Below are 13,703 nucleotides of genomic sequence, written 5' to 3' on the forward strand. Positions count from 1 at the left end.
GTGCTCGGCCGCGACGTCGCGCGCGCGTCGGAGCGGGAGGTGCTCGCGCACCGCAGCCAGGACATCGGGATGCTGATGCAGGGACCGGAGCGCAACCTGCTGCCGTACGCGACCGTGCGCGCGAACGTCGAGCTCGCGCAGCTCGCCGCTCGCGCTCCCCGCGCGGTCCGCCATCGACGTGCCGCCGAGCTCCTCGAAGCGGTCGGGATGGAGAAAGCGGCGCAGCGGCGTGCGGGCACGCTCTCCGGGGGTGAGCAGCAGCGCGTCGCCCTGGCCGCCGCGCTCGCGACCGGCCCCCGCCTGCTGCTCGCCGATGAGCCGACGAGCCAGCTGGACCGGGAGAACGCGGCGGGCATCGCGCAGCTGCTGCGCACCGCGCGCGACCGCTGGGGTACGACCGTGATCGTCGTCACCCACGACGCCGAGCTCGGCGAGGCGATGGATCGCAGCCTCACCATGCGCGACGGCCGCATCGGAGCGGAGGCGCGCAGCGGCGAGCAGTACGCCGTGATCGGACGGGACGGCACGGTGCAGCTCCCCGCCGATCTCGCCGACCGGTTCCCCGCCGGCGGACGGGCACGGGTGGTCCGCCACCCCGGTCACATCGAGCTGCATCCCCTTCCCGGCCAGCAGGATGAGCGCTCATGAACGGCCCGATCGAGCTGACGGCGACGGGCATCGAGCTCCGGCGCGGGCGCCGGACGATCCTCGACGGCGTGGACGTCGCCGTCCCTGCCGGCCGCATCGCCGCCCTGACCGGACCGTCCGGATCGGGCAAGACCTCCCTCCTGACGGTCCTCGCCGCGCTGCAGGCACCGGACCGCGGCGAGGTCCGCTACGACGGGCAGGCCGTCACGCCCCGCACGCGGGACCCCTGGAGCGGCCGCGTGCAGATCGCGCATCAATCCTTCGGCCTCCTCTCGCTGCTCACCGCCGCGGAGAACGTCGAGCTCGCCGCGCAGGGGCTGCCCACGGCGAGGCGCCTCGAGCGCCGGCCGCTGCGCGCCGCCGCCCGCGACGCCCTGGAGCGGGTCGGCCTCGCCGCGCGCGCGGATCACCTCGTGGACGACCTCTCCGGCGGAGAGCAGCAGCGCATCGCGCTCGCCCGGGCCATGTCCACCGCACCGGCCCTGCTGCTCGCGGACGAACCGACCGCGCAGCTCGACGCCGAGAACCGCGAACGCGTGACGGACCTCCTCCTCGACCTGGCGCGGCGAGGCGCGACCGTCGTCGTGGCCACGCACGACCAGGAGCTCACTGGGCGCTGCGACCTCGTGCTCACGCTGCGCGACGGCGTCCTCGCCTAGTCGGGGCGACGCTGCGGGCGGCCCTCGCTCCGTCGGCTCGACCGCCGGTCGGCACGCGGCTACGGCCGACGCTCCGACCCCAGGTCACGGAGATACCAGGAGCCGGTCTTCCCACCGATGTCCGACGGATCCGCCGGACCGACCGTCACGAATCCGTTGCTCAACAGGACTCGTTGCGACGCCACGTTCGCGCTGGAGACGGCGGCGCGAAGTGAGTGGAGGTCGTGCACCCGCGCGGCGAGGACGCACATCTCCTCGACCGCCGCGGTCGCGACGCCGTGCCCACTGGCACTCTCGGCCACTCGATAGCCCAGACGGGCCGTGCCGTCGTGAAGGTCGAAGAGGTTGAACCGGCCCAGAACGACGCCGTTCTCATCGACCAGGAGGTAGTAGGCGCTGGTCCCCGCGGCCTGTTCGGCGAGCGCATCCTCGAGATGACGCTCGAAGTGCTCGAAGAACTCGTCACCTCGATCGGAGATGGATCTCGCGAAGTAGTCCCGATCGGCGCGCTCGAACTCCAGAACGGCGGCACCGTGCTCGGGTCGCAGGGGCTGCAGCTCCGGCGCATCGGGATCGTATCCGGTGCGGTGGTCGCGCCGCATCGTGCACGACCCGACCGCCCGAGCACGTGTCGAGCTCGCCCGGCGCAGCCGGCGGCGGCCCGGGCCGGAGGGGTCGGCGCGAATCGCCCCAAGCGGGTGACGCGTCGCATCGGGGGCCGCGCGACCCTGCCGAGGTCGGCCGACGGACAGGAGCACCATGCTGGGCAGGCGCAAGGAGCAGCACGAGGAGCGCGACGGCGGCGGCGAGCGCACGCAGTACCGGATGCGCGAGCAGCTCGTGTCGATCGGTGACGACTACTGGATCGAGAACGCCGCCGGCCAGCGCGTGTTCAAGGTCGACGGCAAGGCGCTCCGCATCCGCAAGACCCTGAAGTTCGAGGACGCGCACGGGCACGAGCTCGCGAAGATCCAGGAGCGGATGCTGCACATCAAGGACACGATGGAGATCGAGGACGCGCACGGCCATCGGGCGGCCATGGTGAAGAAGGCCCTGATCACGCCGTTCCGTGACCGGTGGATCGTGAAGATCAAGGACGGCCCCGACCTCGAGGTCCAGGGCAACGTGCTCGACCACGAGTACAGCTTCAAGGACGGGCACCGGGCGGTGGCCACCGTCTCGAAGAAGTGGTTCCGCGTCGCCGACACGTACGGGGTCGAGATCGACGAGGACCAGGATCCGGTGCTCGTGCTCGCCGCGACGGTCGCCGTCGACATGATGGCGCACCCGAGCAAGTAGTGGCGGACACGACGACCACGGGCGGTGACCCCGTGACCGAGCGCATGACGCGGATCGCCGGCGGCGACTTCCGGATGGGCAGCGACCGCTTCTACCCGGAGGAGGGTCCGGTGCACCGCGCCTCCGTCGCACCGTTCGAGCTCGACACGGATCCGGTCACGAACGCCCGGTTCGGCGAGTTCGTCGACGCCACCGGCTACGTCACGACCGCCGAGCGTCCCTTGAGCGCGGAGCAGTTCCCGCAGCTGTCCGCCGAGGAGCGCGAGCCGGGCTCGATGGTGTTCACCATGACCGCGGGCCCGGTGGACCTGCGGGACTGGCGTCGGTGGTGGCGCTGGGTGCCGGGCGCCGACTGGCGGCACCCGTCCGGTCCCGGATCCTCGATCTCGGATCGGCAGGACCACCCGGTGGTGCAGGTGAGCTTCGACGACGCCGAGCGCTACGCCGAGTGGGCCGGGAAACGGCTGCCGACCGAGGCGGAATGGGAGCTCGCCGCGCGGGGCGGCCTCGACCAGGCCGTCTTCGTGTGGGGCGACGCGGACGATCCAGGAAGCCGCCTGGCCAACCACTGGCGGGGCCGGTTCCCGTACGAGAGCACCGGATGGGGCGGTACGAGCCCGGTGGGCTCCTACCCGCCGAACGCGTTCGGGCTGCACGACATGGCCGGCAACGTCTGGGAGTGGACGTCGAGCTTCTTCGCCCCCAGGCACCTCCCGCAGGGCGCGCGCGGCCCGGACGCGGGCGCCCGGCCGGTGCTGTTCACGGGCCCGCAGCTGTCCGGATCCGTGCGGCGGGTGCTCAAGGGCGGCTCCCACCTGTGCTCGCCGGAGTACTGCCTCCGGTACCGGCCGGCGGCACGTTCTCCGCAGAGCGAGGACACGTCCATGACCCACATCGGGTTCCGCTGCGCTCGCTGATCGCCCGCAGCGAGGAGGTGCTGCCCTCGCCTGGTCGCGGCGAGGAGATCCCCCGCCGACCATCCGATCCGGGTGAGTCCCGGCGACCGGCGCCGTCCTACCGTCGCTGGCGTCGGCGGTGCCGGCATACCGGCGGTCGAGCCGGTCCGATCGTTCCCCGAGGAGAAGTCATGCCAAGGATGTTGCGTCGAGCTGCTGTTCTGGGGGCGACGGCGCACGTCGCGTCACGCCGCGGCCAGGAGAAGGCGATGGCTGCGCAGGAGCAGCAGGAGGCCGCGCCGCCGCAGGCCGCGCCCGAACCCGCTCCCGCCCCGGCCCCGGCAGCCGGTGCGTCATCGGCCGGTGGATACGACGAGCTGATGCGGCTCAAGGGCCTGCTCGACGCCGGCGTGCTCACGCAGGCGGAGTTCGACGCCCAGAAGCAGCTGGTGCTCGGCTCCTGAGCCGAGCGGCCATCGATCCCGACCGAGACGAAGGAAGAACCATGTTCGGACCAGTCCAGATGCTCGTCATCAGCTTCGACGAGCCCGATTTCCGGGGCGAGATCATCGAGGAGATGAAGCGCCTCAACGACACCGGTGTCGTGCGCCTGATCGACGCCCTCGTCGTGCAGAAGAACGCGGACGGCAGCCTCACCGCGCTGCAGTGGAGCGAGCTGTCGATCCCGCAGGCGGAGGACTTCGGCGCCACCGTCGGCGCCCTCCTCGGGCTCGGGATGGGCGGCGAGGAGGGCATGGAGGCCGGCGCGGTCGTGGGCGCGGGACTCGGCGCCGACGGGCACGTGCTCGACGAGTCGCAGGTGTGGGACGTCGCCGACACGCTCGAGCCAGGAGCCGCGGCGGCGATCGCCCTGATCGAGCACCTCTGGGCCACGCCGCTCCGGGACGCGATCGGGCGGGCCGGCGGCATGCCGGTCGTCGACGCCTGGATCCATCCCCTGGACCTCGTCGAGATCGGTCTCCTCGCCGCGGACGACGCCGACGCCGACGCCGAGGTGGAGGCCCCCGCCGACACGAAGGCCCTCGCCGACGCGAAGACCCCGGCGTAAGCCCGCACCGGCGCGTCCGCTCCCCATCCAGCACTCGAACATCGCAGATCGAAGGAATCCACCATGGCGAAGCCGTTCCGCGGGGTCATCAACGTCGACATCCGGGACTCGGTCCAGGACTGGGGCCCGTTCGCGCCGCCCGAGGCGCCGGAGGGCGCGCCGAACGTCGTCTACATCGTGCTCGACGACGTCGGCTTCTCGGCGATGGGCTGCTACGGCGGCCCCATCGACACGCCGAACATCGACAGGATCGCCGCGGACGGGGTCCGCTACACCCAGTGGCACACCACCGCGCTGTGCTCGCCGACGCGCTCGTGCCTGCTCACCGGCCGCAACCACACCCGCAACTCGATGGCGTGCATCACGGAGGGGTCGAGCGGGTTCCCGAACGCGTCGGGCACGATCCCGCCGGAGAACGGCATGCTGTCCGAGATCCTCGGCGAACGCGGCTGGAACACGTACATGGTCGGCAAGTGGCACCTGTGCCCGACGGTCGAGATGAACCTGGCCTCGACGCGGCGCAACTGGCCGACGGGTCGCGGGTTCGAGCGGTACTACGGGTTCCTCGGCGCGGAGACCAGCCAGTGGTACCCGGACCTCGTCTACGACAACCACCCCGTGGACCAGCCGAAGACACCCGAGGAGGGCTACCACTTCGGGGTCGACATCACCGACAAGGCCATCGAGTTCATCATGGACGCGAAGGCGGTGGCGCCGCAGAAGCCCTTCTTCCTCTACTACGCCCCGGGCGCGACCCACGCGCCGCACCACGCGCCCCGTGAATGGATCGAGCGGTACGCCGGCCGGTTCGACGACGGGTACGAGGCGATGCGGGAGACGACCCTCGCTCGCCAGATCGAGATGGGCATCGTGCCCCCGGACACCGAGCTGCCGCCGCTGAACCCGATCGGCACGCCGTCGACCCGGAGCGGGCCTGAGGGCAAGCCGTTCCCCGAGTTCGACGCGACCCGGCCATGGGACGCGCTGTCGAAGGACGAGCAGCGCCTCTTCTCCCGGATGGCCGAGGTGTACGCGGGGTTCCTCTCGCACGCCGACGCGCAGATCGGCCGGCTGCTGGACTACCTCGAGGAGACCGGCCAGCGGGAGAACACCCTGGTCATCCTCGTGTCCGACAACGGAGCGAGCGGCGAGGGCGGCCCTGACGGCACGGTCAACGAGATGCTCTTCATGAACGGCATCCCGGACGACATCGACAACAACCTGCCGATGCTCGACGAGCTCGGCGGCCCGAAGACCTACAACCACTACCCGAACGGGTGGGCGATGGCCTTCAACACCCCGTTCAAGATGTGGAAGCGGTACGAGTTCAACGGCGGCACGTCCGACCCGTGCGTGATCTCATGGCCGGCCGGCATGTCGGTCAAGGGCGAGATCCGCGAGCAGTACCACCACGCGATCGACCTCGTGCCGACGGTGCTCGACGCCCTCGGGGTCGAGCCGCCGGAGACGATCAAGGGTCACACCCAGAGCCGCCTCGACGGCGTGAGCATGCGGTACAGCTTCGAGGATCCGGCGGCGCCGACCACGAGGCGGACGCAGTTCTACTCGATGCTCGGGTCGCGCGGCATCTGGCACGACGGCTGGAAGGCCGTCACGACCCATCCGACGATCAGCGGCTGGTCGCACTTCAACGAGGACGAATGGGAGCTGTACCACGTCGATGTCGACCGATCCGAGGTGCACGACCTGGCGGCCGAGCAGCCCGACCGGCTCCGCGAGATGGTCAACCTCTGGTACGCCGAAGCCGGCGCGAACGACGGCTTCCCCCTCGACGACCGCTCGGCGCTGGAGATCATCATCTCCCCGCGCCCGCAGCTGTCGGGGCGGCGCGAGCGCTACGTCTACTTCCCGAACCACGCCGAGGTGCCGGAGGCGCAGGCGGTCATGGTGCGTGGTCGCTCGTTCGTCATCGGCGCACTCGTCGACCTTCCCCGGCGCGGCGCCCAGGGCGTGCTCTTCTCGCAGGGCTCACGCTTCGGCGGACACAGCCTCTACGTGAAGGACAACCGGCTGCACTACGTGAACAACTTCGTCGGCATGCTCGAGCAGATGGTGGTGGCCACGGACGACCTGCCGGTCGGCGACGGCCTGATCCTCTCCGCCTCCTTCGAGAAGGACGGCTCGGACCCCACTCCTGTGGCGACCGGCCTGCTGTCCCTCTTCCACGGCGACAGGAAGGTCGGCGAGGGCCGGATCAAGCTCCAGCCGGGCGGGTACATGATCGCCGGCGAAGGTCTGGCTGTGGGTCGGGACGTCGGCGACCAGGTCACCCTCGACTACCCGGGCGAGCGCCCGTACCGGTTCACCGGCGGCACCATCAACCGGGTGGCGGTCGACGTCAGCGGCGAGCCGTACATCGACCTCGAGCGCGAGGCCCAGGGCATGCTCATGCGCGAGTAGCCGGCCCCATCAGGAGCCCGGCTCCGCCGGGACCGCCCCGGGCGGCGCGAGCAGGTTCGCGGTCAGATACGAGACGACGACGGCGACGATGGTGAGCGGCATCGCCGGGAAGCCGTCGGATCCGAGGAACAGGGTCGTCAGGAGGACGGCGGTGAACGGCAGGCGCAGCATGCCCGCGGTGACCGCGCCGATGCCGATCGCCGCGCCGGCGATGAGCCCGAGCCCGGGCAGGTGGGACAGGGCGATGCCGGCCGCGGCGCCGATGAACATGGCGGGGAAGGTCGGGCCGCCGCGGAACGCGCTCAGCGACGCCACGTACGCGAGGCCCTTGCAGAGCAGGAGCAGCAGCAGGGCGCCGACGCTGTAGCTGCTGGAGTGCGTGAGGAGGACCGGCAGCGTGCTCTGCCCCGAGAACAGCACGTCGGAGCTCGCATGCCCGGTGGCCGCGGCGTAGGCGATCGCCAGCCCGGCGATCACCAGCGCGAGGACCAGGGTGACCCACACCGGCCAGCGCAGCACCACCCGCTCGTGCGCTGCGATGGACAGCCTCCTGATCCCGGCGCAGAGCGGACCCGCGACGAGCCCGATCACCACCGCCCAGCCGAACTCGAGCACGGTGGGGGTCCCCGCGGGCGGCAGGTCCGGGATGGCGAGCGAGAACGTCCCGATCCCGGTGATGGATCCCAGGCCCGTGAAGACGAGTGCACCGACGCCCGCGCCGAGCAGCCCGGGCAGGAGCACCGCGGTCGCCATCGTGCCGCCGATGCTGAGCGCCTCGAGCAGCAGGAACGCCCCGGCGAGCGGCGAGCCGAGCAAGGTGCTGATCGCCGCGAAGCTGCCGGTCGCGGCCACCACCGCGGCGGCCTGCGCCGGGACCGGACGCCGGCTCAGCCGCACGGCCAGGACGGCCAGCCCCCCGCCGAGCGCGATGAGCGGTGCCTCCGGCCCGACGACCGCGCCGAGGCCCACGCTCGCGAGCGCGGCCAGCAGGACTCCCGGCAGCGCCGAGGTCTGCGGCGGCCCGCCGGGGTGGAACCCGTACGCAGGCGACTCCCCGCCCCGACCGGGCAGGTACCTCGCGGTGAGGCCGACCAGGAGCCCCGCGAGCGCGAGCGGGAGCAGCGGCCACCAGAGCGGAGCGGCCGAGAACCCGAGCGCTCGCGGCAGGTCGGTGAACATCCATGAGTTGATCGCCGCGGTGAGCCCGAGGAACCCGAAGGCCACCCCGGCGATCGGCACGCCCAGCACCACTGCGAGGATCAGCAGCCGCAGGTAGGCCGCCGACCGCATCACGGCGATGGGATCCGGCGGCCGGGGTACGGATCCGGCGGGGTCGGGCGCAGCCGACTCGTGCACTTCCCCGGTGGTCGCCACGACTCGATCGTCGAGGCCGGATCTTCCGAACCGCGTCATCACGTCCGGATGAAAGAACGCGCGCGGCGGCATCCGCCCCCGAAGTCACCCGGCACGGGCGACGCGCCACCTCCGCGCCCGGCCGTTGCATAGGGCGGGGCAGCGGAGGGAGGCAGCCACCGATGCGTCCTGTGCGGCTGAACCTCGCGCTGGCGTCCCTGTTCGCCGTCGGATCGGCCTGCTTCGCACTCGGATCCGTGCCGGCCTACGCGAACGCGGTCGGCGCGACGGCCGACTCGGTCACCTTCTTCGTCGGCTCCCTCTTCTTCACCGCGGCGTCCTTCCTGCAGCTCGTGCAGGCGCAGACCCCGGCGATGACGGGCGTCGATGGACGGAGCCAGCACGTGCCGTCGCGGCTGGTCCTGGGCGCGTGGCTGCCGCAGGACCGCGGCTGGCTGTCGGCCGCCGTCCAGCTCCCCGGCACCCTGTTCTTCAACATCAGCACCCTCGCAGCGCTGGTCCACAACGCCACCGTGCAGCAGCAGGACCGGCACGTCTGGCGACCGGACCTGTTCGGCTCGATCCTCTTCCTCGTCGCGAGCGCGCTCGCCCTGCTGGCGGCGCGGAGCCTGCGGACCGGCCCGTCCCGCACGTGGCCCCTGGCGATCGGGTGGGTGAACATGGCCGGCTCGGTCTTCTTCATGGCCTCCGCGCTCGGCAGCTTCGTGCTCCCCAGCACGGGCGGCCTCGTCGACGTCCCGGTCGCCGTGGGCGGCACCTTCCTCGGCGCGCTCTGCTTCCTCGTCGGAGCCCTGCTCCTGCTTCCCGCCTGGCGCGCCGCGCTCACCGTGGCCCCGCCCGCCGTCCATCCCATCGAGACAAGGAGTCCGACATGACCTACACGCCCCTCGACGAGGAAGCGCTCCTCTTCGGCAACCGATTCGTGACGGAGGAGGTGCCCTCCAAGGAGTTCCCCGTCGACGGCATGACCTCGGTCGATGCGATGCGGCTCGTCTCGGAGGACCTCGTGCTCGAAGGGGACCCGGCGCGCAACCTGGCGACCTTCGTGACGACCTGGATGGAGCCGGAGGCGCAGCGGCTGATCGCGGACAACCTGCACCGCAACTTCATCGACCACGCCGAGTACCCGCGCACCGCGGAGATCGAGCAGCGCTGCATCCGCATGCTCGCCGACCTGTTCCACGCGCCCGGGGAGACGACGGGGGCCCGCACCCAGGGCTCCTCCGAGGCGATCATGCTCGGCGCGCTGTCCCTGAAGTGGAAGTGGCGTCAGCGCCGCGAGGCGGCGGGCGAGCCGACCACTGCGCCGAACCTCGTCTTCGGCGGCGACGTGCACGTCGTGTGGGAGAAGTTCTGCCGGTACTTCGACGTCGAGCCGCGGATCGTGCCGCTCACGCCGACCAAGTACACGATCGGCCCGGAGGAGGTCGCGTCGTACATCGACGAGAACACCATCGGCGTCGTCGCGGTGGTCGGGACGACGTTCACCGGCCACGCCGACGACGTGGTCGGGATCAACGCGCTGCTCGAGCGGCTGAAGGCGGAGCAGGGCCTCGATGTGCCGCTGCACGTCGATGCGGCGAGCGGGGGGTTCGTCTGGCCCTTCCTCTACGCCGACTCCCCCTGGGACTTCCGGCTCGGGCAGGTGCGGTCGATCAACGTGTCCGGGCACAAGTTCGGGCTCGTCTACCCGGGCGTCGGATGGCTGATCTTCCGGGAGAGGTCGGACCTGGCGAGCGACCTCGTGTTCAAGGAGAACTACCTCGGCAAGACCGACGAGACGTTCACGCTGAACTTCTCGACCGGCTCGTCCATGGTCATCGCGCAGTACTACAACTTCGTGCGGTACGGCCGCGCGGGCTACGGCTACATCATGCGGAACATGGAGACGAACGCCCGCCAGCTGGCCGAGGGGCTCCGCGCCACCGGGCTCTTCGAGCTGATCGGCGAGGACGAGGAGCAGCTCCCGCTCGTCGCCTTCCGGCTGGCGAACGACAACGGCTACGACGAGTTCGACGTCGCCTGGCAGCTGTCCGCCGAGCGCGGCTGGATGGTGCCCGCGTACTCCATGCCGCCCAACGCCGAGAAGGTGACGATCATGCGCGCGCTCGTGAAGGAGACGCTCACCCGCGACCACGTCGACACGCTCGTGAGCGACATCGAGGACGCGTGCAAGACGCTGGCCCGGAAGGGCGGCGCGCACGAGAGCGAGCGGCGTCAGATCATGACGGGCCCCGGCCACTGAGCCGCCCGGGCGCCCTCCAGAATGCGGGCGACTTCCGTCATTCCGGGCGCCTCTTCACGCCCGGGATGACGGAACGCGCCCGGATCCCGGCTAGGAGTCGTGGCCGACGGGCGGCTCGCCGACGAAGTCGCGTCCCTCGGATGCGAGCTCGTGCCAATCCTCCCGGTCGGCGATGACGACCCACTCGCCGCGCGCCGTGCCGTCGGACGGGCCGGGCGCCGCGATCCCGCGAGCGACCAGGTCCGCCGCGCGCGCCTGCGGCAGGTCGACGACGAGGCCCTGCGAGGTCACCCGGGCGAAGCGCCGCCCCTGCACGAACAGGTCGTCGCCGTCCGCGGTGACATCGAGGTCGCCGTCCTCGGTCAGCGCGATCTGCAGCGTGTCCACGTCCAGCTCCGTCATCCGCGATCCTTCCGTCGGTGCGACCAGTCAAGCCCATCGCGGACCAGCGCGGAATCCGGGCCGCTTCCGTCATTCCGGGCGCCTTAACGCGCCCGGAATGACGGAACGCGCCCGGATTCGGGGTCAATCCGTGGCCCCGCGCGAACGCCGCCGCCTTCGAGAAGGCGATCGACGAGATCGCGGAGGCGACGAGGCGGATGCTCGAGGAGCTGGTGACGAATGCGCCGCCGAAGAGCCGAGAGCTCGAGGCGATCAAGGGCCGGGCGCGGCACGAGCAGCGGATGGAGCGCGAGGTCCGGATCCGGACGGCCCCGGCTTGACGGCCGCACCCATTCGATGGGCGTCGACCGATCATGGACCGGGTGCGATGATGCCCGCCCGACGTGCGTCTGACCGTTCGAGCGGAGGCCGCTCGGCCCCACCATCACGATTTCCGTGTGATTCCGGAGGAGGACCCCCTCTCGTCGCCGGGGCGGCCTACTGTTCGCGACACGAGGTCGCGTCAGAGGGGTTCCCTTGTTCACCGAGCCGGGCACGGGCGCAGCCGAAGGGATGGCTGCGAAGCGGAACGACGCCCTGCCGCCGCCGGTGCTCAACGACCGGTACGCCGTCGGATCGGTGATCGGGCGCGGCGGCGCGGCGACCGTCTACGCCGCCACGGACCTGCTGCTCGGCCGCGCCGTCGCGATCAAGGTGTTCACCACACGAGCGGAGTCCGCGCAGGCGCTCCGGCTGCAGGAGGCGGAGGCGCGGCTGCTCGGCCGACTGAACCACCACGCCCTGACCACCCTGCTCGACGCGGGGGTCGACGCGACCGATCCGGTTCATCCGCGCATCTACCTGGTGATGGAGCGCGTGCCAGGGCACGACCTGCGGCAGCGCCTGCGGGGCGGCCCCTTGACGGCGACGCAGGTCACGGCGCTCGGCGCCGAGATGGCCGACGCGTTGCACTACGTGCACGAGCAGGGCTACCTGCACCGCGACCTGAAGCCGGCGAACGTGCTGCTGCTCGACGACCGGCCGGACCACCGGATCCGGGCGAAGCTCGCGGACTTCGGCATCTCGACGATCATCGGCACGCCCGAGGGCGAGAACACGACCGGCACCGCGGCCTACCTCGCCCCCGAGATCGCCGAGGGCGGCGATGCCGAGCCGGCGTCGGACGTCTACTCGCTCGGGCTCGTGCTGCTCGAAGCGGCGACCGCGCAGGTCGCGTTCCCCGGCACGATCACCGAGTCGCTCCGCGCCCGCCTCGAGCGCGATCCCGCGGTGCCCGGCACGCTGCCCCCCACCTTCACCGCGGTGCTGCGCGACATGCTGGAGCGGCATCCCGACGACCGGCCGCCGCTGCCGCAGATCGCCGTCGAGCTGCAGAACGCCTACCTCGCGGAGCTGGTGCACGCCCGGATGCTCGATCCGGCGCTGCTGCCGCACGAGGCGCGGCGGATGACGGCCGCGCGACGCTACGACGTCCCGGACGGGGAGGAGACGTTCGACCGCGTCGCCCACCTCGCGCGTCGCCTCCTCCGCGCGCCGATGGCGCAGCTCTCCGTGCTCGACTCGGAGCGCAACCACATCCGTGGCGCCGCCGGCCTGCCGACCGGGTACTCGCTCCCGCGCACCGACCCGTTCTGCGCGGATCCCGTCACCACCGGCCGGCCGGTGGCGGTCGAGGACGTCCGGGCCGACCCACGGACGTGGCGGAGCACGCTGCTCACCACCCGGCCCGACATCCGCTCCTCCGCAGGGGCGCCCCTCGTCACCGCCGACGGGTCCGGCATCGGCGCCATCACCGTCTTCGACCGGGAGCCGCGCTCGTTCACGCAGCAGGAGCTCGCGGATCTGGCGGAGCTCGCCGCCCTGGTGATGCGGGGTCTCGAGCTCCGGCTCGCCGCCGGCGCCGTGCCGCGCCCCGCTGATCAGGGGCCCTTCTGACCGCTCGCGCGCCCTGCTCCGCTTGGCGCGGCAGGATGTGCTCATGGACGAGCCGAAGACGAGCGGGACCGGGGATCAGGGCGTGACGACGATGGAGTCGATCCCGGTCGAGACGGCCCGGATCATCCGCACCGGCACCCTCTGGACGGCCGCCGCGATGCTCGTACCGGCGGTGGGTCTCGGACCGCTCGTCGCGGCCGGCTGGCGCCCGGACGCGATGCCGGTCGAGTTCACCGTCGTCTGGTGGATCGGCGCCCTCGCCGCCGCCGGTGGTCTCGCACTGCTCATCTGGGCGGGCTGCCCCGTGCTCGGCTTCCGGCTCGAGCAGGCCTATCGCCAGAAGATCGTCTCCATCCGCGTCGGCATCGTGCTGAACGTGAGCGGGACGGTGCTCGCGGGGTTGGCCATCCTGCTCGGCCCCGTCGAGCACTGACGTCGCACGAAGGGCCGCGCCTGGGGTGTACCGACGGGGCATCCCATCCCGGACGGGACCGACCTAGCGTGAGGACGACCCTCGACGTGAAGGAGCACCGGATGACCGACCAGCCCAGGCAGATCGGCGGCGGCCGCCGCAGCATCGGCGACATCGCACCGAAGCTCGCGGCGCTCACCGACGACGTGCTCTTCGAGGACGTCTGGAACCGGCCGGAGCTCGCCGCCCGCGACCGGAGTCTCGTCACCGTCGCGGCCCTCGTCGCCGGCGGCGATGCCGACCAGCTGCGCTTCCACCTGGGGCGCGCGATGGAGAACGGGGT

The 13,703-nt window shown here is 71.7% G+C and carries 15 protein-coding genes and 1 pseudogene; 13 read left to right on the forward strand and 3 right to left on the reverse strand.

The genetic code is table 11. The annotated features are described in order from the left end of the window. Together VIG76_RS11560 and VIG76_RS11565 are read left to right on the forward strand one after the other, a co-directional pair. Positions 1-648: ABC transporter ATP-binding protein (locus VIG76_RS11560; RefSeq protein ID WP_331954263.1), on the forward strand; the 648-nt coding region annotated here is incomplete at its 5' end. Further along, positions 645-1,307, forward strand: coding sequence for an ABC transporter ATP-binding protein (locus VIG76_RS11565; protein ID WP_331954266.1), 663 nt, complete (start codon positions 645-647; stop codon positions 1,305-1,307). The genes VIG76_RS11560 and VIG76_RS11565, both read left to right, overlap by 4 nt. 59 nt (positions 1,308-1,366) lie before the next feature. On the opposite strand, the gene VIG76_RS11570 is transcribed toward VIG76_RS11565, so the two are convergent. Continuing rightward, on the reverse strand, positions 1,367-1,909 hold the full coding sequence (locus VIG76_RS11570; protein WP_331954268.1) for a GNAT family N-acetyltransferase: 543 nt from the start codon (positions 1,907-1,909) through the stop codon (positions 1,367-1,369). Between the two features lie 157 nt (positions 1,910-2,066). Here VIG76_RS11570 and VIG76_RS11575 point away from each other — a divergent pair, with 157 nt between their 5' ends. The 5 genes from VIG76_RS11575 (at position 2,067) to VIG76_RS11595 (ending at position 6,992) form a co-directional block, all read left to right on the forward strand. Beyond that, entirely contained in the window at positions 2,067-2,606 is a 540-nt protein-coding gene (locus VIG76_RS11575; RefSeq protein WP_331954270.1) for an LURP-one-related/scramblase family protein, read from the forward strand. A 44-nt stretch (positions 2,607-2,650) separates the two neighbouring features. After that, positions 2,651-3,523 (forward strand): formylglycine-generating enzyme family protein, encoded by an 873-nt coding sequence (locus VIG76_RS11580; protein WP_331954292.1) that lies wholly within the window; start codon positions 2,651-2,653, stop codon positions 3,521-3,523. Positions 3,524-3,771: 248 nt separating this feature from the next. Continuing rightward, on the forward strand, positions 3,772-3,966 hold the full coding sequence (locus tag VIG76_RS11585) for an SHOCT domain-containing protein (RefSeq protein WP_331954272.1): 195 nt from the start codon (positions 3,772-3,774) through the stop codon (positions 3,964-3,966). A 41-nt stretch (positions 3,967-4,007) separates the two neighbouring features. After that, on the forward strand, positions 4,008-4,571 hold the full coding sequence (locus VIG76_RS11590) for a hypothetical protein (protein WP_331954274.1): 564 nt from the start codon (positions 4,008-4,010) through the stop codon (positions 4,569-4,571). Between the two features lie 63 nt (positions 4,572-4,634). Continuing rightward, positions 4,635-6,992: an arylsulfatase gene (locus VIG76_RS11595; RefSeq protein ID WP_331954276.1), complete on the forward strand. Its 2,358-nt coding sequence runs from the start codon at positions 4,635-4,637 to the stop codon at positions 6,990-6,992. A 9-nt stretch (positions 6,993-7,001) separates the two neighbouring features. Here VIG76_RS11595 and VIG76_RS11600 read toward each other — a convergent pair whose 3' ends face one another. Then, a complete protein-coding gene (locus VIG76_RS11600; protein WP_331954278.1) occupies positions 7,002-8,366 on the reverse strand; it encodes a chloride channel protein in 1,365 nt (454 codons plus the stop codon). A gap of 161 nt (positions 8,367-8,527) precedes the next feature. On the opposite strand from VIG76_RS11600, the gene VIG76_RS11605 reads away from it, so the two are divergent. Together VIG76_RS11605 and gad are read left to right on the forward strand one after the other, a co-directional pair. Next, positions 8,528-9,241: a hypothetical protein gene (locus VIG76_RS11605; protein ID WP_331954280.1), complete on the forward strand. Its 714-nt coding sequence runs from the start codon at positions 8,528-8,530 to the stop codon at positions 9,239-9,241. Then, positions 9,238-10,611: a glutamate decarboxylase gene (gene gad / locus VIG76_RS11610; RefSeq protein ID WP_331954282.1), complete on the forward strand. Its 1,374-nt coding sequence runs from the start codon at positions 9,238-9,240 to the stop codon at positions 10,609-10,611. Before VIG76_RS11605 ends, gad begins: the two co-directional genes overlap by 4 nt. A 90-nt stretch (positions 10,612-10,701) precedes the next feature. Here the strand turns inward: gad and VIG76_RS11615 are convergent, their stop codons facing one another. After that, positions 10,702-11,013, reverse strand: a complete 312-nt coding sequence (locus VIG76_RS11615; protein WP_331954284.1) for a hypothetical protein — start codon at positions 11,011-11,013, stop codon at positions 10,702-10,704. Between the two features lie 131 nt (positions 11,014-11,144). On the opposite strand from VIG76_RS11615, the pseudogene VIG76_RS11620 reads away from it, so the two are divergent. The 4 genes and pseudogenes from VIG76_RS11620 to VIG76_RS11635 form a co-directional block, all read left to right on the forward strand. Continuing rightward, positions 11,145-11,333 (forward strand): annotated as a pseudogene (locus VIG76_RS11620) (DUF2277 family protein); the annotation flags it as partial. 232 nt (positions 11,334-11,565) lie between these two features. Further along, positions 11,566-12,948, forward strand: a complete 1,383-nt coding sequence (locus VIG76_RS11625; RefSeq protein ID WP_331954286.1) for a protein kinase domain-containing protein — start codon at positions 11,566-11,568, stop codon at positions 12,946-12,948. 43 nt (positions 12,949-12,991) lie between these two features. Further along, positions 12,992-13,381, forward strand: coding sequence for a hypothetical protein (locus VIG76_RS11630; protein WP_331954288.1), 390 nt, complete (start codon positions 12,992-12,994; stop codon positions 13,379-13,381). Between the two features lie 101 nt (positions 13,382-13,482). Then, on the forward strand, positions 13,483-13,703 hold a 221-nt coding region (locus tag VIG76_RS11635), incomplete at its 3' end, for a carboxymuconolactone decarboxylase family protein (RefSeq protein ID WP_331954290.1).

It is taken from the genome of Amnibacterium sp. (genome assembly GCF_036559085.1).
In the GTDB taxonomy this organism is placed as follows: domain Bacteria; phylum Actinomycetota; class Actinomycetes; order Actinomycetales; family Microbacteriaceae; genus Amnibacterium.

Bases quoted from the DNA above. Each gene is read 5' to 3' on its own strand.
- VIG76_RS11565 (WP_331954266.1), top strand. From the start codon at position 645: ATGAACGGCCCGATCGAGCTGACGGCGACGGGCATCGAGCTCCGGCGC.
- VIG76_RS11570 (WP_331954268.1), bottom strand. From the start codon at position 1,909: ATGCGGCGCGACCACCGCACCGGATACGATCCCGATGCGCCGGAGCTG.
- VIG76_RS11575 (WP_331954270.1), top strand. From the start codon at position 2,067: ATGCTGGGCAGGCGCAAGGAGCAGCACGAGGAGCGCGACGGCGGCGGC.
- VIG76_RS11580 (WP_331954292.1), top strand. From the start codon at position 2,651: ATGACGCGGATCGCCGGCGGCGACTTCCGGATGGGCAGCGACCGCTTC.
- VIG76_RS11585 (WP_331954272.1), top strand. From the start codon at position 3,772: ATGGCTGCGCAGGAGCAGCAGGAGGCCGCGCCGCCGCAGGCCGCGCCC.
- VIG76_RS11590 (WP_331954274.1), top strand. From the start codon at position 4,008: ATGTTCGGACCAGTCCAGATGCTCGTCATCAGCTTCGACGAGCCCGAT.
- VIG76_RS11595 (WP_331954276.1), top strand. From the start codon at position 4,635: ATGGCGAAGCCGTTCCGCGGGGTCATCAACGTCGACATCCGGGACTCG.
- VIG76_RS11605 (WP_331954280.1), top strand. From the start codon at position 8,528: ATGCGTCCTGTGCGGCTGAACCTCGCGCTGGCGTCCCTGTTCGCCGTC.
- gad (WP_331954282.1), top strand. From the start codon at position 9,238: ATGACCTACACGCCCCTCGACGAGGAAGCGCTCCTCTTCGGCAACCGA.
- VIG76_RS11615 (WP_331954284.1), bottom strand. From the start codon at position 11,013: ATGACGGAGCTGGACGTGGACACGCTGCAGATCGCGCTGACCGAGGAC.
- VIG76_RS11625 (WP_331954286.1), top strand. From the start codon at position 11,566: ATGGCTGCGAAGCGGAACGACGCCCTGCCGCCGCCGGTGCTCAACGAC.
- VIG76_RS11630 (WP_331954288.1), top strand. From the start codon at position 12,992: ATGGACGAGCCGAAGACGAGCGGGACCGGGGATCAGGGCGTGACGACG.